The sequence below is a fragment of the Rhodococcus sp. 7Tela_A2 genome (assembly GCF_049311045.1).
GTDB lineage: Bacteria > Actinomycetota > Actinomycetes > Mycobacteriales > Mycobacteriaceae > Rhodococcus.
This window is the reverse complement of the sequence record NZ_JAXION010000001.1, coordinates 56,675-82,889: the sequence shown is the minus strand read 5'-3', so window position 1 is coordinate 82,889 and position 26,215 is coordinate 56,675. Positions and strand designations below refer to the sequence as shown.

Genomic DNA, 26,215 nt, shown 5'->3' with positions numbered 1-26,215 from the left:
GGAACTACTCGGCAGAGACGATCCGGGTGTAGGCGCGACCGACGCGCTGCGAACGGTCGACGGCGCCCGGCCCACGGTCGAATTCCTCCGCGAAGCGTGGCCCACGCGTAGAGAACCGTGGCTCGGAACGAGCACGGAACTTCGTCGCCGGATCCCGGAAACGCTGCGGGAGGCTCGCCACAAGAGGGGACTTCCGAAAGGCGCCCGAACTCGAACGGCGGACCTCGGGATTCCGAGGAACGCGACAACGCTCCGGGAAATCGTACTCGCTGAACTCATGGCCTCCGGCGAATCGTACCGGCCTGACGAGCATGACCCTGTAACGACGATCGACCTGCCCCCAATGGGAGCACCTGCCAGACCGCGCGAGAAGATCACCACGTCTCGTTACCGACCTGAGCAACACGACACCATGGACGGTGCCGGCACCGTTTCCCCAACGGGCCGCAGATCGTCGAACACACCAGAAAGTGGGGAATCGCGTGACCACGTTGAATTCCGCTGAGCAGTCCGTGCTGGATCCGGCCGCGGACCTCAACGTTGCGCCCGGCTCGATAGTCGTGGTCCGAGACGAGGAATGGCTGGTCACTCAGGCCGAGCAGGGCTCCGACGGATGGCTGGTCCGCGTCCGCGGCCTTTCCGAACTGGTGGCCGACACCACTGCGGCGTTCTACTCGAGTCTGGATGACATCCGGGTCCTCGACCCCGCGCAAGCGCACGTCGTCGCCGACGGTTCCGCCGGCTACCGCAACAGCCGGTTGTGGCTCGAGGCGCTGCTCCGCAAGACCCCCGTCCCCTACGGTGACCAATCGCTGACTGTGTCGACGCACATGCTTGCCGATTCGCTCGCGTACCAGCGCACGGCGGTGGCAAAAGCCCTCGATCCTCAACACATCCGCCCGCGCATCCTCATAGCGGACGCGGTGGGTCTCGGTAAGACCCTCGAGATCGGGATGATCCTGTCGGAGCTGGTGCGACGCGGGCGCGGCGAGCGGATCCTCGTCGTCACCCCGAAGCACGTGCTCGAACAGATGCAGCACGAGCTGTGGTGCCGGTTCGCGTTGCCCTTCGTGCGGCTGGACTCTGCGGGTATCCAGAAGGTGCGGCAGAAGCTGCCGGCCACCCGGAACCCCTTCACCTACTTCAAGCGGGCGATCATCTCGATCGACACACTCAAGAGTCCCCGTTACAAGGCGCACCTCGCGCGCCAGCACTGGGACGCAGTGGTGATCGACGAGTCGCACAACCTCACCAATGTGGGCACCCAGAACAACGAGCTCGCGCGGGTGCTGGCCCCCAACACCGAGGCCCTGATCCTCGCGTCGGCGACCCCCCACAACGGCAAGGAGGAGTCGTTCGCGGAATTGCTGCGGCTGCTGGATCCGACCGTGGTCGCACCTGACGGCACGTTCACCAAGCAGGACGTGGAGACACTCCTGATCCGCAGGCACCGGCACCACCCGGAAGTCGCCGCCGAGGTGGGCAGCGACTGGGCCGAACGTGCCGAGCCGGTGCACCGCCTGGTCCGGCCCTCCGCCGCCGAGGACGCGGTCGCCGCGGAACTCTCGCACACCTGGCTGCACCCGCAGTCCGGTCGCTCCCCTTACTCCGGCGACACCAAGGGCCTGTTCCCGTGGACATTGGCGAAGGCGTTCCTGTCTTCCCCTGCCGCTCTCGCCGAGTCCATCAAGCAGCGCCGCGGCAAGCTCTCCGAGCACGACACCGATCAGCGCATCGAGTTGGAGGCCCTGGCCACCCTCGACCAACTGAACATCAAGGCCATGGGCGGGCAGGCAGGCAAGTTCGCCGCTCTCGTCGACCGCCTCCAGGAGATCGGCGTCGGACCGAAGTCCGGCACGCGGGCGGTGGTGTTCGCCGAGCGCGTCGCCACTCTCCGCTGGCTCACCGAGCACCTGCCTAAGATGCTGAAGCTCCAACCCGAGAACATCGCGATGCTGCACGGCGGCCTCTCCGACGTCGAGCAGCAGGAGATCGTCGACAGCTTCAAGCTGGGAACCTCACCGATTCGGGTGTTGGTGACCGGCGATGTGGCGTCGGAGGGTGTGAACCTGCACGCGCAGTGCCACCATCTGATCCATTACGACATCCCGTGGAGCCTGATCCGCATCGAGCAGCGCAACGGCCGCATCGACCGGTACGGGCAGAAGCATCCTCCGGTGATCTCGTCGCTGATCCTCGAACCGTCGGACCCGGACTTCTCCGGCGACGTGCGGGTGCTCTCCCGCCTGTTGGAGCGGGAGAATCAGGCGCATTCCACCCTCGGGGACGTCGCGTCTCTCATGGGTAAACACAGTGTGAGCGAGGAGGAATCGGCGATCCGCAGCGTCCTCGCACAAAAGTCCAGCCTCGACGAAGAGATCCGCAGCGTCGACGAGGTCGCCGAGGGCGATGACCTGGACGCGTTCTTCGCGCAGTTCGACACGGCCGTCGATTCCGAGACCCGGCTCCCGGAATCGCCGCGGCAGAGCCTCTACCCGGACGACATCACCTTCCTCGACGAAGCACTCCACGCCGCGTTCCACGACGTGCCCGGCAGCACGCCGGAACGCGGGGGCGTCGGCTGGACGATCAACAAGGCCCATTCGATTGCGGAACTGGTCCCCCCGAACGATCTGCGTCAGCGGCTCGGGCAGCTGCCGCAGAACTATCTGCAGCACGGCCGCGTCCTCGAACGTCTGAAGCTGGCCACCTCCCCTGCCGTCGGCGATGCCCAGCTGCGGATCGCGCGGGAGGGCAAGGGCATCAACGGCACCACCTGGCCGGAGGCGCATTTCCTCGGCCCGCTGCATCCGGTGCTGGACTGGGCCAGCGACCGGGCACTCAGCGCGCTCGGCCGCAACCAGATCTTCGTGATCCGCGGCGAGGTGGACGTTCCGACGGTGCTGCTGATGGGCACCTTGATGAACAAGCGCGGTCAGCTCATCTCGCGGGTGTTTTCCACCGCGGAGTTCCCCAACCCGAACAACCCCGACTTCTGCATGGTCGAAACGCGCGAGGATCTGGGCTTTCTCACCGAGGACACCGGTCTCCGGCCGGGTTCGGCGAATCCCGGACCGGTCGCCGACGCCGCCCGCTACCGGGCTCTCATTCCGACCGCGGTCACGCATGCGCAGAAGGCGATGTACGTGGTGCTCAGAGAGCATGAGACCGCCGCCGAACAGCGCCTGAAAACCTGGACGAGCCGCGCGAATCGCTGGCACAGCGAGGCCGAGCAACTCGAGGTAGTCGGTGTGCAGAAGACCAAGGTGCGCAAGCTCGCCCGCCGCATCCACGAGGAGCAGCGGCTCGCCGAGCTGCTCGCGCCGACCCAGCAGCTGGTACGTCCGCTACTGGCGATCGTGCCCACCGATATCCCCACCGCAAGCACCACCGGAAAGGTCCAGTAGTCGTGGCTTCCTTCGATTCCATCGTCATCGGCGAGGACTGGATCAGCGAGCACTACTTCACCACCGATTCGGTGAAGGAATCGTTCCAGGGCAAGGTGCTCGAGCTCCGCAAGGTCTGGGACGCCGAGGCCAAGGAGGACCGCACCACGGTGCGAGCGACCTTCCTCGCCGCGTGCCAGGAACTCCAAACCCTGCTGGCCTACCTGTCCGAGAACCCCGACGGTGCGGCCGCCGCGCACGCTCTGACTCGACGCGCCCTCGGATTCCCCGGCGAACCGACCACGTTTCACGGTGAGCGCGCGGGCGCTGAGCTGGATGTCCCGGCGGCGGCGCTGCCCGGCGTCAGCGGTGTGCTGTTCCTGCAGGCACACCCGGTGGACTCCGTCGACGACCTGCTCGATCCCGACACCGGCCGCCTGATTGAACCCGCGACCGAGGAGACCAAGCAGATCGCGGCGGTATCCAAGGTCGTCTCGGCCGCGTTCCGCACCGACCAACCCCCGGCATTCATCGTCGTACAGGCCGGGCAGTGGCTGCTGCTCGCCGAGGCCGAACGCTGGGCGGAGGGCCGCTACCTGGCCGTGGACCTGCTGGTGGTCACCGAACGACGGCACGATGCCCGCGGCGGCGAGATCGACCGTGTGGTAGCGATGTTCGGCCGCCAAGCCCTCACCCCGGACGCCGACGGCAACATTTGGTGGACGGGCGTGCTCGAGGATTCGGTCAAGCACACGGTCGGGGTGTCGAAGGATCTGCGCGAGGGCATCCGCCTGTCCATCGAGATCATCGCCAACGAGGTGGTGCGTCGCCGCGCGGCCAAAGGGTTGACGCTCGACGGTATCGACGGCCAGGAGCTTGCGAAGCATTCACTGCGGTTCCTGTATCGCATCCTCTTCCTGCTGTACGCGGAGGCGTCGCCGGAGATGCGGGTGTTGCCTGCCGGCGTCCCCGAATACGGCGAGGGCTACGGCCTGGACCGGCTGCGGGAGCTGACCCTCACGGAATTGGTATCGCCACAGGCGAAGAACGGCACCCACCTGTACGAGTCGCTGGCGACGTTGTTCCGGCTCGTCGACCGCGGCCATACCCCGCGTGCCGCAGAAGATTTCTCCGACGATCCAGCACCTGGCCTCGAATTCAACCCGCTGCGCGCAGATCTGTTCTCGCGCGAGGCGACCGCGCTGATCGACGACGTGGGTCTCGGTAACGAGGCCACACAGAAGGTGCTCGAACATCTGGTGCTGTCGAAGGAATCGAAGAGCCGTAGGGGTGCCGACCGCGGCTTCATCAGCTACGCGGAGCTGGGCATCAACCAGCTCGGTGCGGTGTACGAGGGGTTGATGTCATACACCGGGTTCTTCGCCGCGGTAGACCTGTACGAGGTCGCGAAGAACGGTGACCCGGAGAAGGGCTCGTGGGTGGTGCCGGCGGACCGGGCCGACCACCTGTCCGAGTCAGATTTCGTGAAGGCCCTCGACGAGGCGACCGGCGAGTTGAAGCCGGTGATCCATCACAAGGGCACGTTCGTGTTCCGTCTCGCCGGCCGCGAGCGTCAGCAGTCTGCCTCGTACTACACCCCGGAAGTGCTCACCCGCTTCGTCGTGTCGCAGGCCCTCGCTGAACTGTTCGATCAGAACGGCACCCGCACCGCGCCGGACGAGATCCTGCAGTTGACGATCTGCGAACCCGCGCTCGGGTCGGGCGCGTTCGCGATCGAGGCCGTGCGCCAACTCGCTGCCGAGTACCTCAAGCGCAAGCAGGAGGATCTGGGCACACTGATCGACGCCGACCAGTATCCCATCGAGCTCCAGAAGGTGAAGGCGCACCTCGCGTTGCACCAGGTCTACGGCGTGGATCTCAACGCCACCGCCGTGGAGCTGGCCGAAATCTCGCTATGGCTCGACACGATGGTCGCCGGCCTGCAGGCACCCTGGTTCGGTCTGCACCTGCGCCGCGGCAATTCGTTGATCGGTGCCCGGCGCGCGGTGTATTCGACGACCCAGCTGACCAAGAAGGCCTGGCTGAGCACCTCACCGAAGGATGTGCCGCTGGGTGAGGAAATCGGTGCCGGCATTCACCACTTCCTGCTGCCGTCACAGGGCTGGGGAGCGGTTGTCGACACTGTCGAAGCAAAGACATATGCGCCTGCGAAACGCGAAGAATTGCGTTTGTGGCGCAACGGAATCCGATCGAATCCGAGCCCGGCGATCAAGAAGCGCCTGTCAGCTCTGGCGCAGCGGGTGGAAACGCTGTGGGGATTCACGCTGCGCCGATTGACGATCGCCGAGTCGGAAGCTCGCCGCAACATTCACATCTTCGGCACCGACGAACCAGAGCGCACACCGGCAATCACCCGCGAGGAGATCGAGAAGGTACTGGACGACGAAAACGGCGCATACCGGCGCCTGCGGAGGGCAATGGATGCATGGTGCGCGCTCTGGTCGTGGCCGCTGACCACGGAGATCGAGCCGCCCGACTGGGATCAGTGGGTCGGCGGACTCGAGGCGATCTTGGGTGTGCCGCCAAGAGCCGGGAAGTTCGAGAAGTACGGCCAGACCAGCCTCGCCGGCGATCTGAGTTGGAGTGAGCTCGACGTCGCCGAGGACACCGACCGCACGTTCTCGCAATCCCTCCTAATCGACAAGGCACTCGACGGATTCCCGTGGCTGACAGTCGCTCAGTCCATCACCGAGGCACAAGGTTTCCTGCACTGGGAGCTTGACTTCGCGCCGGTGTTCGCTCGCGGCGGGTTCGACCTGCAGGTTGGTAACCCGCCGTGGGTGCGGCCCGACTGGGACGAGTCTGGGGTTCTCGCCGAGTTCGACCCATGGTGGCAGCTCACCGACAAGCCCGCCGAAGCGCTCAAGCGCAGCAAGCGCGAGGAGACGCTTGGCTGGCCGAGCGCCCTGGGGGCATTCCTGGACGAGCGTGCCCGGCAGGCGGGGATGAAGGAACACCTAGGTTCCGGCGTCGATCGCCCGGTACTCGCGGGACTGCAACCCGACCTGTATCGCTGCTTCATGGAGCATACGTGGCGGACGATGGCACCGGACGGAGCCGTGGGTCTTATCCATCCCGACAGTCACTTCACGGAACTTCGGGCGAAGGCGTTGCGTCATGAGACGTATCGGCGACTTCGGCGCCATTGGGAGTTCCGCAACGCGTTACATCTATTCAGTGAAATCGATCGACATATTCACTACGGGATCCACGTCTACGGTGTGGCCCGGCAGGAACCGCGCTTCAAACAGGCGTCGTCTCTCTTCCATCCCGACACCGCGACCCGTTCACTCGCTCATGACGGTTCAGGGGCCGAACCTGGGCTCAAGGACGCGGACGGTAATTGGAATACAACCCCACACCGGCATCGAATCGTCGAGGTGGACTCCCATGTGCTGGCCACCTGGGCCGCCCTGATCGACGAACGCGGCACTCCGGCCGCCGAGGCCCGGATGTTGTACCCAGTGAACCGGGCCAGCGCCGAGGTGCTCGACAAGATCGCGGCCGCACCCCGCCTCGGCGACATCGACTTCGACTGGACCGCAGGCTGGCATGAATCGGCCGACCGCAAGTTGGGGTTCTTCGAGTCCGCCTCCGCAGTCCCCGAACGTTGGGAAGACATCATCCTGCAGGGCCCGCACCTCACCGTCGCCACACCGCTTTTCAAACAACCGAACACGACTGGCACCACGAACCGCGACTACACAGAAGTAGACCTCGACACCGTCGGCGAAGACTTCATCCCCCGCACCAACTACCAGGTCGCCAAGCCGTACGACGAGTACATCGCCGCCTACCCGAAATGGCACGGCGAACCCAGCTCAAATTATTTCCGCCTCGCGTGGCGCCGCATGGCCGATTCAGCAACCGTTCGCACAGTCCATCCAGCGATAATTCCTCCTGGTCCATGCCACATGCACCTCGTACTTTCGGCACGTCTTGAAACGATTCGGGATACAGCTGCAGCCTCCGGATTCTGGGCCTCGATTCCAGTCGATTTCTTCGCAAAAGTGGCTGGGGTTTCAGATCTCACCCAGAATGTAATTCGCCGGTTCCCTCATATCCGCCAACATTCCCTAGAGCCCCAACTTCTCTTGCGCGCTCTACGTCTGAATTGTCTCACCCGCCCCTACGCCCCACTGTGGGAAGAGCTCTACGAGATGGAATGGCAACAGGATTCGTGGGTGCCCCACGTCGGCATCGACTACGATGGCCGCGCCGCGCTCGGCATGATCGGGCCTAGATGGGAATGGGCTACTCCCCTGCGCCGTGCCGCAGACCGCCGGCAGGCGCTCGTGGAAATCGACGCGATTGTCGCGATCATGCTCGGAATCACCGCAGAAGAACTCACGACCATCTACCGCACCCAGTTCCCGGTGCTGCAGAAGTACGAGCGCGATGCCCTCTATGACGCCAATGGCCGGCAACTTCCCGGCAAGATGGCGTCCGAGTACCGCAAGAAGGGTTCTCTGAAGCCAGTCGATCTCACCGTCGGCGGGGTCACGTACGTCGAACCGTTCGTCGGCGTGGATCGCGAGCGCGACACGGAACTCGCCCACAAGCATTTCTCTTCGCTCTTGTCGGACTGATCTGTCACACTCGGCCGGCAATTCACCGCACAGAAGTTTAGGAACCGAATGAGCCCCATCCAGACGCACAGTTACACCATTGTGAACGCACTGCAGGCGGCGTTCTATCGGATCCCCGACTATCAGCGCGAGTACGTGTGGACGGCAACCGAAGCGACCCAGCTTCTGGACGACATCAGCGAAAGCCTCGAAGCCGAAGGCAAGCAGTACTTCGTAGGCACGATCCTGGTGGCACCCTCACGCAGCGGTTCCGGTCTACAGGGCGACGAACTCGATGTAATCGACGGCCAGCAACGCATGACGACCTTTTTTCTCGTCCTGTGCGCGCTGCGTCGACGGTTCCTCAACCAGCCTCAGCAGCCGATGCTCGAAAGCCTGCTCGCATCGAGTTACACCGACATCCAAGGAATGACGGTGTCGCGCATGCGTCTGGTGCCCTCCTACGAGAACGCGGCCGAGTTGATCGACTTCCTTCGCGCGTTCGACGGATCCGACTCGGATCTGTCGACGAGCCTGGAAGACAAGGGCTTCCAGCGATTCGGGTCGGCCGCCCGCATCATGGAAGTGTTCGCCGCAATCTCCGAGTACCTCGATCACAATTTCCCCGAACCGGCCGACGTGGCTCGATTCTGGGGGCATCTGGCGAACAACGTCATCTTCATTCAGATCCAGACGGACATCAGCAGCGCACTGAAGATCTTCGAGACGATCAATGAGCGCGGGATCGGCCTGAACCCGATGGATCTTCTCAAGAATCTGCTTTTCGCGCAGGTCAAGCCGGATGATTTCAGCAAGCTCAAGGACAAGTGGAAGGACATCACAACACCGCTCGAACAGAACAAGCAGAAGCCTCTCCGGTTCTTGCGGTATTTCGTGATGGCGAATTACAAGATCCGTAGCGCGGACGGCAAGGGAGTCATTCGCGAGGACCAGATCTACTCGTGGTTCACCGACAAGAGCAATGCAGCGCTGGCCGGCTATTCCACCAAGCCTTTCGACTTCGTCGACAACGTGGCGACCAATGTCGACCGCTACCTCGCCTTCCATAAGGGACGCAACGCTCAGGGCGGCTCGAGCACAGCTTTGTCGAACCTCCGGCATCTCACCGGAAGTGCACTTACTCAGCATTTCGTCCTCTTGCTGGCGGGCGCTCGTCTGCGCCCTGACAACTTCGAGCATCTCGTTGCGCAGATCGAAAACTTCCTCTTCTTCTACGTGTTCACCCGTACGTCCACCAAAGAACTCGAGTGGATCCTGTCGGCCTGCGCCGACGAACTGCGCGACATTGCAGCAATCAGCGACAGCAGTGCCCAGCGCTCCGCGTTGAACAGTTTCATCGATGTCCGCTTCCAGACGACCATGACGGCCAGGCAGGACGAACTGCGCGACGCCTTGCGCCGATACCGTCTCGGATCGATCCCGAAGTACCGGTCTCGGTATCTCCTCGCGCGGCTCACCCAGCACGTGGACATGGCCTACGCCGGGGTGAAGACACGCGGACTTCTCGACCCCTACATGAATTTGGAGATCGAGCATATCCTCCCGCAGACCCCGCGCAAGGATTTGTTTACCGAGTGGAAGCTCAACAACGCCGAGGACTACGCGTCGTATGTGAACCGCCTCGGCAATCTCACGTTGCTGGAGAAACCGCACAACATCGTCGCCGGGAACGATGTGTTCGAAGGGAAGAAAGCCCTCTACACGCACAGTGGCAACTACCTGACGCGCAGCATCGCCCAGTTGAGCAGCGTCGGAAAGAACACCTCGGTTACCGCGTTGAACGCCCAACTTCGCCAGTTCGACGCTTGGGATGCAAAGTCGATCGATACCCGGACGGAACTCCTCATCGAGCTGGCCCTACAAATCTGGAACACGCACTCAGACGTCTCCTGATCCTTCGGTCTTCTGCGCGAAAGGTTCACCGCCACTGTGGAACACGCTTTCGACCTGGCGCTAGAGCGGCTGGTACCGGCCGCCGACGCCGGCCGACGCCGAGCCTACGTGTGCCCGTGCTGCTGTGGGCAGGTGCACCTACGCAGCGGGACGGAGAAGATCGCCCACTTCGCGCACAATCCGGGCGAGGGCACGCCACTCTGCGAGCAGTACCATCCCGGGTCCGGCAACTACGGGCCGCCCGGTGGGTTCTACAGCGAGGCCGGTACGCCTCTGCTTCTGCACCTGTATGAGGACGGCACCGGATGGGCGTTGTTCTTCGACCTCGAACCACTGTCCATAGCGGAGAGTCGCCGCGCCTTGCCGTCGGTTCTCGCATTCGACGGACTCGAACTGCACCGGACCGGTTCACGTCCTCGGAAACTGCGAGCAGAGTCGCTGTGGCCCGGGGCCGGTCGCACGACCGTCGCGGTCGAACCGTCACGGCAGCACACCACAGTCCGGACGGTCGGCCAGTGGCCACCGGGTATCCGACCGAATCGATGGCGAAGCACCCTGACCGGACTCGCACCGAACGGGGTGCTGTTCGTGCCCTACCGCGGCGGAACGTTCCGTCGATACGACTGGGCGACACCGGTTCACTGGGGTGACCGTGTGGTGCTCGTCGGCCCGGCTCGTTGCGCTCCACCCGGCGCGCTCGACGTCGACTCCCTGTCGACGATCTCCACTTCGGAAGGCACGTGGCATGCGTGGCTTGTTCGCCTGCCCCGAGCCTTCGACAGCACCGCCTACCGATGGCTGGGCAAGTTCGGAATCACGGTCGAGCAGCGCCGGGAAAAGACACGGATAGTGTCACCGCCCATCGAGTACGGTGCCGGCGGCGCGCCTCGCTTCCTCCTCGGAGATCCGATCGTCGTCGCGCCGTCACCTCAGGCGAGTGTTCTGGCCGCGGAATCGTACGCAACGATGAATGCGAAGAGCCTGGGACGCCGGCGGGTCGCCGGATCGGCGCCCGCGCATGCCGTCACCGCCATTGAATCTGGCGCATTACGCCTCCGGACCGACGCCGAGCGAGATGTCGCCCGGGTGGACATCGTCACTGAAGGTGATATCGAACCCGACCTTAAGGCTGCCGTCTGGTGCGTACGACATGCCGATGGTGTTCTGCTCCCCTACACGTCGCACCAATTCGCGACCCGCGAGGTGGGATTCGTCCTCCATACCGACATCCCGGCTCTCAGATTTTCCGTCACAGCAGATTTCCCCGACGATTACACCGAATCAGTTCGGTCGGCCGATTCAACCGCGGCGACCGAGTGGATCCGTCAGCGGCTCGCCGCGGCGACCGGCATCGAAATCGAGGCGGGGAATCTCGGGTTCGTCCGGCTCGAGTTTCCGCGACAGACACCTCACGGAGAGGCCGGTGCACGGCCGGTTCGCGCTCGTCGATCCAACTGGCCTGCCGCATACGCTCTCTCGTCGGACACCGATTCGAATCCAGGTGTTCCCCACTGGCAGATCGGCACGAGCAGGGCAGCTACGACCCGGATACGTCGATTGCCTAATGTGGGCCCATGGCAGTGATTCCCGGTACACGCGTCGTCGGCCAGGTCGACTACAGAAACGACCGCTTCGCCGTCGTCACGCCCGTCCACGACGACATGGGCACCGGCTGGAAACCCGCGGATCCCGACGACTACCCGACTCGGGGCAAGGTCTTCTGGTGGCAACCATGGCCCGACATCCACACAGGTTCGGTCGTGTTGTTCGAACTTGTCGAAGGAAAGGGCGAGCCGGACCACTTCGCAGTATCGAAGGCTGAGTTCCTGTGTCCGGTGCTGGAGTACGGGCTCTTCTCGTACGACGAGGCACTCGAGCGTCTGACCAGCGATCTCCAAGAGGTCAGCGAAGAAATCAAGGCCGGTAAGGACGTCTATGCGTGGTGCCGGGACGAACTACTCGTGGGGCCACTCACCCCGAGAATCGACGGGACGCGGTTCTTCATCCCCTCGGACTCCGTGCGACTCGAACGTGTTCCGTACCGCGAGGAGGAGAGCGCGATATTTCCGATGCCCAACGGCCGGTATTACTGCGCTCCCACCTCCCCGGTTACCGGGCACCTCGACTGCCGATCGGACGCGGAGGTCCTGAGAACGGCCGTGCGTGACGCGGTTGCCATCGCCGCAAAGTCGTCGACCGGCGCTCCAGGCTTCCTGGCGACCAAAGCCCTGATGCAGAAAGCTGCGGATGCGCTGCGCGAAGGCGACCGCCTCGACGATCGACAGTACAAACTCGATCGCATCGCCCGTGCCCTGAAGATCTGCAGGGAAAGCGACGAGGTACGGACGCAAGCGAAAGACATCGCCGAGGCGCTTCGAGCGCATCCGGCCATCAAGCCGGAACTCGACCGCAGCATCGCCGAGGTGCGGGAGAAAGCCATCGAGACCGCTCGTCAGGAGATCGACGGAGAACTCGAGTCCGAGAGACAGACCCTGAAGCTGTTGCGCGAGGAGGTGTCGGCTCTTCAGGCAGAACGCACTCGGATACGTTCCGAACTCGATCAGGCGAGACGGCAGTTGAGCGAGTCAGCGGACGCTGTCACCCGCCAACTCGAATCGCTCGAAGACTCGGTGACCGACCGCATCGCCGTGCTGGTCGACGGCGCTACCGATCTACTCAGCGATTCGATCCTGTTCCGTGCGCTCGGAGTGGGGTCCACCGTCGGTGGCAAGGCGGAGAGACCTACCTACTCGACGGCCAACCCGTTCACGACCGTCCGGGCACGTCCGGTTCCACAGGACCGGCCTGTGACGCAAGTACTCCAAGGTGCTGCCGACGCCGTCGGTGTCGGCTCGACCGCGCTGATCCGGCTTCATGCTGCGGCTCGCGCAGGGATCATTCCCATCGTGGCAGGCAACGGCGGTTCTGCGGCGCTGTCGGCATATGCCACCGCAGCGTTCGGCGCGCGGGTGGCAACCCTTTCCGTTGCACACGACTTCCTCCATCCTGTCGACCTCATCGGCATCCGGTCGTCCAATCCAGCGATGACGCGGATGCATACCGGTCTGCTGCTGGGTGCCGATGCAGGTGTGCGCGCTGGTGGTGCCGGCATGCTCGTGCTCGAATCGTTCAACCAGGCACCGACCGAGTCCTACCTATTGCCGTGGCTGCAGACTCCCGATCGGACCATCGTCGTTCCGCACGCGGCGCGGCAGATCGTCGGAACACCGTTCGTCACACCGCATCCGGACATCGTTGTTGCAGCGACCGCTGCTGCCGGCACCACGACAGCTCAGTTGAGCCCCGATATCTGGGGATTCGCGGTGGCGATCGATGTTCCGCACGCGGTGCCCGACTCGTTGCGGCGCGTACGACCGACGGTCATCGACCGGACACCGTTGCCGTCTGCTTCACCCCGGATACTGTCGACGATCTCCAAGATGGCGACAAAGCTCGGCGACTACTGCGAGATCGACGAGGGAGTCCTCGGCACCGCGCGCAGGTTCGCTGCCGGACTCGCGGAGTTTCAGAACGACGGAGGAGTCGTCTCCTCACTCGTGGAGTGCGTACTCGTACCGGCACTGGCCTCGAGTCTGTCCGGCTCAGAACTGACCGATGCCATCGACATCGCGCTCGAGTTCGATGGCTCGAAGGATCCGAAGCGACGCCGAGCAGTTCATCACCTCGCTCGACGTTTCCAGCGGCGGTTCGCATGATCACCGGAGCACCGCGTATCGACGAGCTTCCTCCCGGATCTGCTGCACAGCACGTGCGTAGGGCGCTCGGCCTCCCCATGGGCACTCCATCCGCCGAACTCGGCTACGAACTGCTACGTGCCGTGACATGGGCGTCGACGGGAGGTCGTGCACCGGTATCGACGCGAACGCTACTCGACCGGACCGTCGGCCTCGACGCGGCGCTCCACGACGGCGACGTCGATGCGGCCGCCCGCAGAAACGTACTCAGAGGCAGGATCGAAGATCTCGCGGGGATCGGAGATCTTGCCCCACTACCCCGCGGCCAGTGGCTGGCCGTTCCCGGGTGCATAGTGCAACTCGATGCGACCGATCCGGACAGCCAGCTGCTGGTGAGCGGTGTACCTCTGCGCCACCTCGACACAAGGTTGCGAAGCGCCGTAGCTCCGGACGGTGCGAGGCGAATACTGACGGGACATATCAGGGCAGCAGACGTGGGTCTGCCGGTCATCGGCTTCGACGACTGGGTGCGTCGGCCTCGCCGCTCGTTGAGGGCCTGGACCGAGAGTCTTCTCACCGACAGTCTCGATGCGGTTCCGGAGGATCTCGAGGCTTCCGCCCTCCGCTTCTACGTGCCGGCCCACGCACATCCCGGCGCTCGCCAGTCCGAGCGCTGGTTCGAGGCCGACCCGAGCCTTCACGGACGATATCTCGCGCGGGTGGACGCACTCGGCGGCTGGACGCAGTTCTTCGTCGCCGAGCTCCGTGCGGGGATCGTAGTCGGCGTGCGCGAACAGGATCCGCACGATGTCCGCCGGCTCATGTACGGGCTGGACCTCGAGGCCGGGAACCCGACCGTGGTCCGTTGGGCGGAAACGCAGCACGAAATCCGACTTCGACCGACGAGTCCGCTGCCGTACGCCGAGACACGGGTGCTGACGGCGCTCGCGGAGTCACGGGCCGACAGGGGGTGGGTGCTGACCCGCCATGCCGGCACCGTCCGCCGAGTCCTGACCGACCTCGGCGTGACGCTGAAGACCGATTCCCCACCCGTCCGGAGTACCGGCTCGGTGCGGAGAGCACGGCCCACCGCTCGCGGCGTATCCAGGAGGAACTGACGGGCATGCTCACTTTGCCTCCTGCACTTCAACACGCCGACGACACCGCCGCGGTGAACCTGCTCCGGCAGTACTGTCGCAAGGACGACCGGGGCCACACACGCACAGGGGTGCAATGGGATATATGGGATTCCACCGGCACACGCACCGGCGACGTCGATGTCTTCACTGCCGACGATCTCGTGGCGGTGACACTGTTGTCGGTCCGGGTCTCGGGTGAAGGTGCGCGGATGCTGCTCGGTGAGCGGCGTGAGGAATTCGGCGCACTGCTCACCGCGGTCGGCCCGGACCGCGACCTCGCCGACGAAAAGGACGAGATGACCCCTGCATCACCGGTGTGGCGGTTGGATGAAGCTCTGCGCACCGTGCCGAGTGTGGGCCGCACCACCGCGTCCAAGCTGATCGCGCGCAAACGTCCCCGGCTGTATCCGATCTACGACTCCGTGGTTGCGGATGTCCTTCGCACCGAACGCGCCTATCTCGAGCCGACCCGCCGCGCACTACGTGCCGACGGCTCCCAGCTGCACACCCGCTTGCTTGCCCTTCGGGATGCGGCCGGCCTCGAGAGCACCGTCCCGACCGTTCGGGTGCTCGACATGATCGCGTGGATGCACGGCAAGAACCGCCGCGCTCATCTGCCCGGTCCGGCCGGGCACCGGTAGAGGACGCGGAAATCAACGCACGGAAGGTGCGATGATCGGGTCGCAGACGAATTATCGAAGCGTGAAAGGATCGCGAGCGAGTCATGGGGGCATTGCTGCCGACACTGCAGGCCGAACACCTGTGCGAAGGGCTGACCGATTATCTCGCCACCACATTCGCGCTGACCGATCCGGACGCTCAGGGCGCCCTGACCGACTTCATCGGCGATCCCGACCACGGCATGTTCAAGGGCCCCTACGTGCGGTTGCGCTTACCATTCGCACCGGCGAGTGGTAACTGGGGTATGCATCTCGACTGGTGGCCCGACGGATTCACACCCTACGGTCATCAGGCTCGAGCGTTCGAACGTTTATCGACAAAGTTCCAGACTCGGCCGCAACCGACCATGGTCACGACCGGCACCGGATCCGGTAAGACCGAGGCGTTCCTCATACCGATCCTCGACCATGTGTTGCGGGCGAAGAAGGCCGGCCTCACCGGGACCAAAGCACTGATCCTGTACCCGATGAATGCGCTGGCCAACGACCAGGCCGAACGGCTCGCCGCCCTCATCACCGAGCACTCCGAGCTCAGTGGTGTCACCGCTGGTCTCTATACGGGCCAGCAATCCGCCGGGGGACGAACCCGGGTGTCCGAGCACGGTCTCATCACCGACCGCACCCTGATGCGGGATGCGCCGCCGGACATCCTGCTCACCAACTACAAGATGCTCGACCAGTTGCTGTTGCGTCCCGCCGATGCACCGCTGTGGCGCCTGTCGGCGGAATCGTTGCAGTACATCGTCCTCGACGAGTTCCACACCTACGACGGTGCGCAAGGCACCGACGTCGCGATGCTACTACGCCGGCTCGGGCTGACGCTCAAGAGCCACTGGACCGAGAACTCGAAAGTCACCGATACCGATCGCGCCCGACCCCTCGGAAAGCTCACGCCCGTCGCCACCTCCGCAACCCTGGGTTCGAAGACCGATCCGACTGCGATGCTCGGCTTCGCGCAGACGGTGTTCGGGGAGAAATTCGACGAGGACGCGGTGATCGGGGAAACCCGCACCACGACCGAGCAGTGGCTCGCGGACCGTCGTACTGACCTCGACCGGCTCTACCGCCCCGTCGATCCGGTGGTCGTCGACGCCGTCGACCGCATCTCGAAGGCCGCCGCGGCGGACACCCCCGGCCGCGACAACAACGTCGTCATCGCCCGCGCCGTGCTCGCGGAACTGTATGAGCGCGCCGATGACATCGAGGCCGATCGCGCCCTCACCGACGCCGACCTGAAGGTGATGAGCAGCCCCGACGAGGTGCTCGATCTGCTCAAGGGACACCGCCTGGTCGCAACCGTCCTCGAGCAGGCCACCGACGCGATTTCCCTCGCCGACCTCGCAACCCGAGTGTTCCCCGTGTCCGCACGTGAGCGTGATGCCCGCCGCGCCGCAACCGCTCAGCAACGCTTCCTTGACTACCTGTTCGCGCTGCTGTCCCACGTGCGCGCCGAGGTAGGTCGTGCTGCACTGAATGTGGATGTGCACCTGTGGATCCGCGAGTTGAGTCGCATCGATCGCGTCGTGCACACCACCGCCGGTTACCGATGGTCCGACGACGGCGACACCGAAGGCGACCACGAGCTCTACCTGCCGGCGATCTTCTGCCGGAACTGTGGCCGATCGGGGTGGGGTGCGCGGCTCGGCCCCACTGGTAGTGCCCTCGACGTCACCGATGAGGCGATCCGCGCCGACCACGCCGCCGGCGCCTCTCGCTTTCGTGCCCTGATCGCCGCACACAGCGAGGCCCAGGCAGATCGGGACGTGGAGGGGCTACGCTGGTTTCACATCGATCATCGCGACATTCTGGACACCGCACCGGAATCGGACAGCGCAGACATGCTCGCGGGCCGGGTGCTGCCGATTCTCACACTTACCGGGCCCGAGGCGGACGAGAAGTCCACGAAGGATGTGTGCCCCGCGTGCGGCGTCGACGACGGTATCCGATTCCTCGGCAGTGCCGTTGCCACCCAGCTGTCGGTTACCCTGTCGAATCTGTTCGGGGACAAGGATCTCGACGCCGGCGAGAAGAAGGCGCTGATGTTCACGGACAGCGTCCAGGACGCTGCGCACCGGGCCGGATTCGTACAGGCCCGCTCCCACAGCCTGAGCCTGCGCTCCACGCTGCGCGGCGCATTGTCTGCCGGTCCGCTCGATCTGACCGAGCTCGCTCAGGCCGTGGTTACCCGCGCCGGCGACGATCCGATCCGCCGCTACCAGCTGCTCGCCCCGGACATCGTGGACCGCGACGAGTTCTCCCCGTTCTGGAAGGCCGGTGCCCACCACAGCTCCCGCCGGGCGGCGGAAAAGAAGGCCAAGCGCCGTCTGCAGTTCGACATCGACCTCGAGTTCGGTCTGCAATCCCGCACGGGTCGCACCCTCGAACTGACCGGCAGCGTCGTCGCCGAGGTGTATCTCGGGGCGCCGGGTCGAGCCGCCACCCTGGGCCGGCTCGCAGCCGAGAACACCGAGCACGTCCAGTTGAAGCTCACCGAGAGTTTCGCGCCGGGTGAGCAGCGCACGATGTTCGACGACCCTCGCGGCGATCAAATGAGTTTGGGCGACACCGCCCATCCGCCGATCCTCGATCGTGAGGCCCTGGCCAGGTGGGTGCGCGGCACCGTCGAACGCATCCGCACCCAGGGCGGTATCCATCACGAATGGTTGCGTCGCTACCTGGAGAAGAACGCCAACCGGTATCACGTCTGGACCGGGCGCCCCAAGGGTGAAGGCATGCCCGCCTTCCCCAAGGGCAGACCCGCGCCGACCTTCCCCGCGCTCGGATCCGGATCACGTTCGCTCCCCGAAGGTTTCGATTCGATCACCTCGCCGGCGTCCTGGTATGCACGGTGGGCGTCGCGGTGCCTGGACGTCTCACCGTACGACGGAGCGTTTCTCGCGAAGGCACTGTTCGCACTGCTCACCGAGCAGAGGGTGCTCGAAACCGTCACCACCGAAACGGGCACAACCGTCTACGGCTTGGCGCCCACCACCGTGCAGGTCAGCGCTCCGCGCCTCGGGGACCTCGAGAATCGGAAGCACCTGCTGGTGTGCGACGTGTGCCAGACGCCCGCGCCCGGCAGCGCCACCGTCGTCAACGAGATGGACGGCGCGCCGTGCCTGTTGGTGCGCTGCCCGGGCAACCTGCGCCGAGCGCCGCGGAACGAGAACTTCTACCGCAACCTGTACAACTCGTCGGAGATGAAGCGCGTCGTGGCGCGCGAACACACCTCACTGCTGCCCACCGAGACACGGCTCGAATACGAGACGGCGTTCAAGAAAGGCGGCGCCGACCCTCAGGCTCCGAACGTGCTCGTCGCCACTCCGACGTTGGAGATGGGCATCGACATCGGCGACCTGTCCACCGTCATGCTCGGCTCACTGCCGCGGTCGGTGTCGTCGTACCTTCAGCGGGTGGGCCGCGCCGGCCGCCTTACCGGCAACTCCCTCGTCCTCGCCTACGTGCGCGGCCGCGGTGAACATCTGCCGAAACTGTTCGATCCGCTGTCGGTAATCCAGGGCGAGGTGCGTCCACCGGCGACGTTCCTCAACGCCGAGGAGATCCTGCAACGTCAATATGTTGCGCACCTCCTGGACCGGTTCGCCCGCGACCCGCAGAAGGTGGCGCCAAAGGACGCCCGCGCCGCACTCGGCAGTTTCGACGACGGCAGTTGGTTGGCCGACGTCATCGAGCACGCCGACACTCATTCTGCAGTTCTGACCACCGAATTCCTCGATCAGTTCGGCGGGCTGCTCAGCAAGGACGCCGAGGCAGCCCTGCTCTCCTGGGCCACTCCAGCCGATACCGGCGAGCCCAGCGGCCTCGTGCAACACCTGCGACACACCGTGCACCGGTGGAACCGGGATCTCACCGAGCTGACCGCCCGCAAGAATGCGGTCGAGCAGCAGATGCCCGAGCTCGAACGCAGATCCGATTCTCCCGCCGCCACGGACGACGACAGGCGTGCCCTGCGCACCGCACAGGGTTCTCGGAAACTGTTGGCCTCTCAGATCCGTTCGATCACCGACGAGTACTGGATTTCGGTCCTCGAGGCGTACGGAGTGCTTCCCAACTACACCCTGCTCGACGACTCGGTGACCCTCGACGTCGGCGTCTCCTGGATCGACCCCGACAGCTCTGCCTACATGGGCGATTCGATGAGTTACCAGCGTGGCTCGCGGATCGCACTCACCGAACTCGCCCCCGGCGCAACCTTCTACGCCCAAGGCCTGGCGGTCAAGATCGACGCGGTCGACCTCGGCACCGGCGAATCGAACATCCACACGTGGCAGGTGTGCCCGCAGTGCGGATGGGTCGGGATCAGCCCCGCAGGTGCGGAGCCCAAGCTCGTCCCCTCCTGTCCCCGCTGCAAGAACACCGCAATCTCGGATGTCAGCCAGCGCCTGCATGTGGTGGAGATGGAAAGGGTGTCTGCGGAGGTGCGCCGTGACGAGGCCGCCATCAGCGACAGCCGCGACGACCGGCACCGCGAACCGTTCAACGTCGCGGTCGCTGCGGACATAGATCCTGCACATGTCGGCCGGGCCTGGTTCGTGCAGGGTCGAGAGTTCGGCGCAGAATACCTGCGCCGTCTCGACATTCGGTGGCTCAACCTCGGTAAGCGCACCTCCCAGGGCAAGAAACGCATCATCGCCGGTGAGGAATCGGCAACCGGCCTGTTCCGTGTATGCGCGGCGTGCGGGCAACTCGACACGGCGGCGGGCCGCAACGACCCGTACGAGCACCGCACCTGGTGCCGGCTCCGCAAGGCCGATGCCGAGGACGTCCGCGAGATCGCCCTGGCCCGTAGCCTGCGCACCCAGGGCGTGTTACTGCACCTGCCGCCCGAACTCGAATACGACAACTTCGCACATCCGAGTCTCAGTGCCGCCCTCTTGCTGGGTCTGCGACAGGTGATCGGCGGTTCCCCCGAGCACCTCGCCGTCGCCACCATCAGCGACGCACTGCGCGCCCCGGACCGGCGCGCGCTGCTCATCCACGACACCGTGCCCGGCGGCACCGGCTATCTCGCCGAGTTCGCCGACCCGGAGAAGGTCCACGCAATGCTCGCCGCTGCCCGAAAGGTAGTCCGCGAATGTCCGTGCCGCGGGGAGGAACGCCTCGCCTGCCACCGATGCCTGCTGCCTTTCGCTCCGCCGCACGAACTGGACAAGGTTTCGCGTACCACCGCCCTGAAGGTCCTCAACGACATCCTCGATGTGGGAGCGCACTCCGAACCCGACCTCGACGATTGGAATGCCCATATCACCGAGGAGGCGCCACCGGTACCGCCCGCGAGTGACGAATCGTTCCTGGAGAAGGACTTCTACACCGCTTTCATCGGCCGGCTGCGATCCATGGGTGCGGCCGTCGTCGAGAAACCGGGCACCTACGGCCCGTCTGCGACCATCACGCTCCAAGGCAAGAAGGTTCGCCGTTGGTCGCTCGTCCCGCAGGTACTGCTGGGCACGGTGAAACCGGATTTTGTGCTCCAAACCACCGACAGCTCGATCCGGCCGATTGCGATATTCGCCGACGGGCGCGCTTTCCACGCCTCACCCGGCTGCAACCGTGTTGCTGACGACGCGCACAAACGCGCCGGGCTACGTGAGTCCGGCTATATGGTGTGGTCCTTCGGGCACGAGGATCTGCAGCGTTTCAAAAGCAGCGACGAGCAGATCCCGTCGTGGTTCGACGAGAACGCAGCCAAGGTGGTCACGACACACTTCCATGTGCGGCCTGCACTATTGAAGCTGCTCGCCAAGGATCCGGTGACGCAGCTGCTCGAGTTCATGGTCGACCCGGACATCGCGTCGTGGGAGGCCTTCGGCCGCGCACTGCCGTATCTGTTCGTCCGCAGCCACAATCGCGTTCGCTCGACTGCCGAGTCGATACTGGAGTCCGCTCTCGCCGCCCTGAAGGGTTCCCGCCCCTTCACCGACAGTGGTGCGGACGTATGCTGGTCGCTCGCAGAGGGCACGCTTACGGTGGCCGCCGCCACCTCACGCGCTGACCGGTCGGCCACCGCGGTCCTCGCGCTCGACGATCGCGACGACGTCCTCGACAACCTCGACGGTCGCGCCTGGAAGGAATGGCTGCGCCTGTCGAACTGGCTGGGTATCGCCGATCGTCACCGCATCACTACACGGTCACTGCTCGAATCCTCTCCCGCGCCGGTGTCCATCGGAGCCGGCGATGAGCAGCCACTGCCCCCCGAATGGCAATCGCTGCTCGACGAGACGGTGTCGGAAGCTGAACGCACTCTCATCAGAGCGATCGCCTCCACCGACCCACGGGTTCCTTTACCTCAACTCGGTTACGAGACCGAGGAAGGCGAAGTGCTCGACCTCGCGTGGGAGGGCCACCGTATCGGTGTGCTGCTCGAGGAATCTGGAACCGAGGCAACTACGATGGCCGACACCGGGTGGACATTGTGCCGACCTGACGCGGCACAGATTGTCGCAGTGCTGAAAACGAACGGGGTGCTATAAGTGGCGAATTTGGTCATCGCGTCGAACAACAAAGCGATGCGGAAGCTCGACCGGTCCGTCAAAAACAAGGTGATGGACTTCTTCGAGAAGCTCAGCGCCGACGACACCGCATCCGGATTGCATATCGAGCCACTCCAGGTCGCCGCTGATCCCCGGGTCCGCACCGGACGGGTCGATCTGCATTATCGTGCGATTCTCTTCCGCGTCGAGGACCAATTCGGCGACCCCACGTACATCTACATGGGCACCTGGCCGCACGACGAAGCAATCAGCCTCGCCGGGCGTTCCACACTTCGAGTCAATCCCATCAACGGCGCACTCGAAGGCATCATCGGAGAACTCGACGGGACAGCCGACCGTAAAAAGCGTGTGGTCGTGCCCGATCCCACCGGCGAACTCGACCGGGCACTTGCGAAATCCGCCGATACCCCGCCCTATCTGCTCGGTCTCGGTTTCACTCTCGCGGATCTCACGGACAAGCTCGGTATCGACCCGGCAATCGCGGAACTCGCAATGGACGCCCCCGACGAGGACGCCGTCCTGCATATCGCAGAGAAGGCTCTGGAATGGGAGGGCAGCGCACTGCTCGAACTCATCACCGGGATCAGCATCGACGAGATCCGTGCCAAGCACGGATTCACCGAGACTCCGATCGACTCCTCACTCGACGAGGATCAGCAGATCCTGGAGGCACTCGACCGTCCCGCCTCGAAGATGCAGTTCGCCTACATCGAAGACGACGAGGAGTTACGCCGCGTCATCGAGAGCGGCGACTTCGGCGCTTGGCGCACATTTCTGCATCCCGAGCAGCGGACCTACGCGGAGAAGGATCAAAGCGGGTCGTTCCGCTTGTCCGGCGGAGCCGGCACCGGCAAGACCGTCGTAGCGATCCATCGCGCCCGGCACCTTGGCAAGCAGAACCCCGATGCGCGGATAATCCTTACGACCTACAACAAGACCCTCGCTCTCGGTATCGAAGCGGACCTGCGCTTCCTCGACCCCAACATCCCTATCGCGCCCAAGCTCGGGAAACCGGGGGTCTACGTGCGGGGCGTCGACGCTCTCGCGAAGGCTGTGCTGGACCAGGCTGATGATCTAGGTCCGGCCAGTGAAGCCGTCCTGGGTGCGGCGTACCACTTCGGCCATGCCCGCACTCGCTCCGACGTGGTGTGGCGCGAGGTCATCGATTCAACCGACAGTGGTCTCGACGCCAAACTGTCCACGCCGAACTTCCTCGAAAACGAATACGTCGCGGTAGTTCTCGCCAACAAGGTGACCACACTCGAGCAGTACGCCAAAGTAGCGAGGCCGGGGCGCGGAGTTCGTTTGAGCCGGCCGCAGCGTCTTGCCGTGTGGAAGCTCATCGAAGGGTACCGGCGACACAGCCGCATGGACGGCACCCTCAGCTTCCCAGAGGTGCTCGCAGTAGCTGCCGAACACCTGCGCATACAACACGAAGCAGGCCGCGGGTATATCGCCGACCACGTCATCGTCGACGAAGCCCAAGACCTACACGCCACACATTGGGCGCTGCTGCGCGCACTGGTGCCCGAGGGGCCGAACGACCTGTTCATCGCGGAGGACTCCCACCAGCGGATCTACGGCCAGCCCGTCGTGCTCGGCCGGCTCGGCATCAAGATCGTGGGTCGGTCCCGGCGGTTGACACTGAACTACCGCACCACGGCGCAAAACCTGCATTTCGCTGTCGGGATTCTGTCCGGCGCCGAATACAAAGATCTTGAACAGGGTGAGGAATCCACCACCGAGTATCGCTCCGCTCGTCTCGGACCCAACCCACGCCTGGTCGAATGCTCTTCCCAGACAGAAGAACTCGAGAGAGTAGCAGCACAGGTACGACAGTGGATCGATGACGGCATCGAACCTGAAACCATCGCCGTGCTCACCCGAGGATTGGACGAGCGCGGTCGGTTCGTCCGTGCGCTCGGAGAACGAGGCATCGACGCCCGCGCGCTCGAAGACAACCAACCCTCCTCCGGCCACGTTCAGGTATTGACCATGCACCGAGCCAAGGGGATGGAATTCTCTCGCGTCATCCTCGCCGGCGTAGACGAGGCCCACGTCCCGTCTCTCGCCTCACTCCGATTGGTGCCGGAAGATGAGAAGGACGAAGCGCTGCTTCGGGAACGGTCGTTGCTATATGTTGCGGCAAGCCGGGCGCGGGATGAACTGGTAGCGACCTGGAGCGGCAAGTGCTCAGCACTGCTCCGTGTAGGTAACGAATGACACAACAACGACGTGGGGACTCCGCGCTCCATTGAGGGTCTGCGGCCAGCAAGTCTGCCCGCGGTTGGCGGTGTCTGTCGACAGTTGGCGATGTCATAGCCGAGGCGAGCATCTCCCGCCAGTGTCTGCCGAAGTGGGTGAAACGGTACCGGACCAGCCGCGAAGCCGGCCTGCTCGACCGGACGAGCGTCCCGCACCACCAGGCCACCACCCTCGCACCGGAGCTGGTCACCGCGATCGAGAAGCTGCGCCGAGACAAGAAATGGACCGCCCGCCGCATCGCTGGCGAACTCGCCGCCGGGGGACATCGGGTGTCGGTCTCGACCGTCGGACGATGGCTGGTGCGTCTGGGCATCAACCGCCGGCGCTTCCTCGACCCGAGCGGCGCCGAGAACCACAAACCTGCGATCGCCATCGTCGCCCGGTACCCCGGCCACATGGTGCACGTCGATATCAAGAAAGTCGGCGGGATCCCCGACGGCGGCGGTTGGCGTATCCACGTCCGGGTCAGCGAGCGCGCCAAGACCGTCGATCGCGGTACGAAGCGCGGCACCCGCACCGGCTACGTCTTTCTGCATTCGATCGTCGACGGGTTCTCCCGTCTGGCCTACGCCGAAGCTTTACCGGACGAGAAAGGTGTTACGGCAGTAGGTTTCATCAACCGGGCCCGAGCGTTCTTCGCCGTGCACGGCATCGCCCGGTTCACTCGCGTGGTCACCGACAACGGTTCCTGTTACCGCTCGACCGTGTTCGCCCCGGACCCTCGCCGGGATGTGGCACCAGTTCATCCGGCCCTACACCCCGCGCCACAACGGCAAGGTCGAGCGCTACAACCGCATCCTCGCCGAGAGGTTCTCTACGCCCGCGAATGGACCTCCGAGCAACACCGCTCCGAGGCCCTCGCGGTCTGGAATGTCCACAACTACCATCGACCTCACACTGCCGCCGGAAACAGCCACCATCGTCCGACTCCACGCAGGCGTCGCCAACGTCATGAGCTCATACACCTAGTTGCAAACGGGACACCCATGGCGGAAGCGACACGGAGGGGACATATTTTCGATTCAGAATCAAACGGATATTTTCGCTTGCGCCGAGTTGAAAGTGCGACAAGGTCGCGCTCAATCCCTGGTCTCGCCCCATCGCCGTGAAAGACATGTCTACAAATCGCAGACCTGAGAAGCCCGCGTTTTACCATACTGCTCGCAGGATTTTCCATCCGCCGACGACGGTCGATCGACCCACACGGACCCACGGACCGTAGCGATTCATCTGTTAATCCTGGTGAAAACAGACATCCGTGCCACGAAATCATGGCCACGCGCTTCATCCGGTTAACGCTTGTGAACGCACGATAATCACGGAAGCCGACGTCAATCTCCGAAACAAAAGGGACAAGGCTCGCGTGCACAGTCGAGCATGTCTTAAACAGGCGAACGGGTATGTCAGCCTCACACAAGTACCCGTTACGTAGCGACTGAGATTCAATGCGAGTCAATCACGACCATCGGACCTAAAAACCAATCGATTCAATGACTACTTGGGCAGATAATTTATGCGTAAACGTACCTACGGGCCTGACACATCAGATACAGGAATTCGCTCTCCCCGAATATGTGACCACGTTGCGGAGTCAGGAAACCATGGCGCTATCCGCAAGCGCGCAAAAGAAATTCACGAATCACCACTGTCGAATATTCTACGACAAGAACATAAAACGCTGCCCTGCGATTAGTGCGATATCCTCTATCGACCCAAAGCGGTATCGGTGAGCACGCAAATTCGCCGCACTGCGGATTACTTAGAATCCCCTTCACGCACAGCGTTAATCGATGATGCCACGGCGCTTCTTCATTGCCACTAAACTTTGGCGCGCAGAATCAACAGAACCTCGAAAGTCTTCCATATCGGAGATATCAACATGGCTTGAGGCTGCTATAAATGCATCTCCCCCCTCCAGCACGGCATGATGAAGCCCTTCCCGCTGACGTAAACCTCTGGCAAGAGCGTCCCACGTTGTCTCGCCCGCAAGCCGATTAACTACCCGAACTTCGATTGAATCAGCCATCGTCGCCCC

10 protein-coding genes and 1 pseudogene are annotated in these 26,215 nt (G+C 64.0%); 10 read left to right on the top strand and 1 reads right to left on the bottom strand.

What is annotated here, in order from left to right:
- The first annotated feature begins 560 nt into the window (after positions 1–560).
- From TVH25_RS00255 to TVH25_RS00210, 10 genes and pseudogenes are all read left to right on the top strand, one after another.
- Positions 561–3,407, top strand: coding sequence for a helicase-related protein (locus tag TVH25_RS00255; RefSeq protein ID WP_422423093.1), 2,847 nt, complete (start codon positions 561–563; stop codon positions 3,405–3,407).
- A gap of 2 nt (positions 3,408–3,409) precedes the next feature.
- Positions 3,410–7,996: an Eco57I restriction-modification methylase domain-containing protein gene (locus TVH25_RS00250; protein WP_422423067.1), complete on the top strand. Its 4,587-nt coding sequence runs from the start codon at positions 3,410–3,412 to the stop codon at positions 7,994–7,996.
- Between the two features lie 48 nt (positions 7,997–8,044).
- Positions 8,045–9,889 carry a DUF262 domain-containing protein gene (locus tag TVH25_RS00245; RefSeq protein WP_422423066.1) on the top strand — a complete coding sequence of 615 codons (1,845 nt, stop codon included), beginning with the start codon at positions 8,045–8,047 and terminating at the stop codon, positions 9,887–9,889.
- Between the two features lie 36 nt (positions 9,890–9,925).
- Positions 9,926–11,473 (top strand): competence protein CoiA family protein, encoded by a 1,548-nt coding sequence (locus tag TVH25_RS00240; RefSeq protein WP_422423065.1) that lies wholly within the window; start codon positions 9,926–9,928, stop codon positions 11,471–11,473.
- Entirely contained in the window at positions 11,464–13,605 is a 2,142-nt protein-coding gene (locus tag TVH25_RS00235; RefSeq protein WP_422423064.1) for a hypothetical protein, read from the top strand. The genes TVH25_RS00240 and TVH25_RS00235 overlap by 10 nt, the downstream gene beginning before the upstream one ends.
- The gene (locus TVH25_RS00230) at positions 13,602–14,702 is read left to right on the top strand and encodes a hypothetical protein (protein WP_422423063.1); all 1,101 of its coding nucleotides are present in this window, start codon (positions 13,602–13,604) and stop codon (positions 14,700–14,702) included. Before TVH25_RS00235 ends, TVH25_RS00230 begins: the two co-directional genes overlap by 4 nt.
- A gap of 5 nt (positions 14,703–14,707) precedes the next feature.
- Positions 14,708–15,364, top strand: coding sequence for a DUF6308 family protein (locus TVH25_RS00225; RefSeq protein WP_422423062.1), 657 nt, complete (start codon positions 14,708–14,710; stop codon positions 15,362–15,364).
- Positions 15,365–15,447: 83 nt separating this feature from the next.
- The gene (locus tag TVH25_RS00220) at positions 15,448–21,894 is read left to right on the top strand and encodes a DEAD/DEAH box helicase (protein WP_422423061.1); all 6,447 of its coding nucleotides are present in this window, start codon (positions 15,448–15,450) and stop codon (positions 21,892–21,894) included.
- Positions 21,895–24,138 carry a 3'-5' exonuclease gene (locus tag TVH25_RS00215; protein ID WP_422423060.1) on the top strand — a complete coding sequence of 748 codons (2,244 nt, stop codon included), beginning with the start codon at positions 21,895–21,897 and terminating at the stop codon, positions 24,136–24,138.
- 74 nt (positions 24,139–24,212) lie between these two features.
- Positions 24,213–25,149 (top strand): annotated as a pseudogene (locus TVH25_RS00210) (IS481 family transposase).
- An 814-nt stretch (positions 25,150–25,963) separates the two neighbouring features.
- On the opposite strand, the gene TVH25_RS00205 reads toward TVH25_RS00210, so the two are convergent.
- Positions 25,964–26,206: a hypothetical protein gene (locus TVH25_RS00205; RefSeq protein WP_422423058.1), complete on the bottom strand. Its 243-nt coding sequence runs from the start codon at positions 26,204–26,206 to the stop codon at positions 25,964–25,966.
- Between the last annotated feature and the right edge of the window lie 9 nt (positions 26,207–26,215).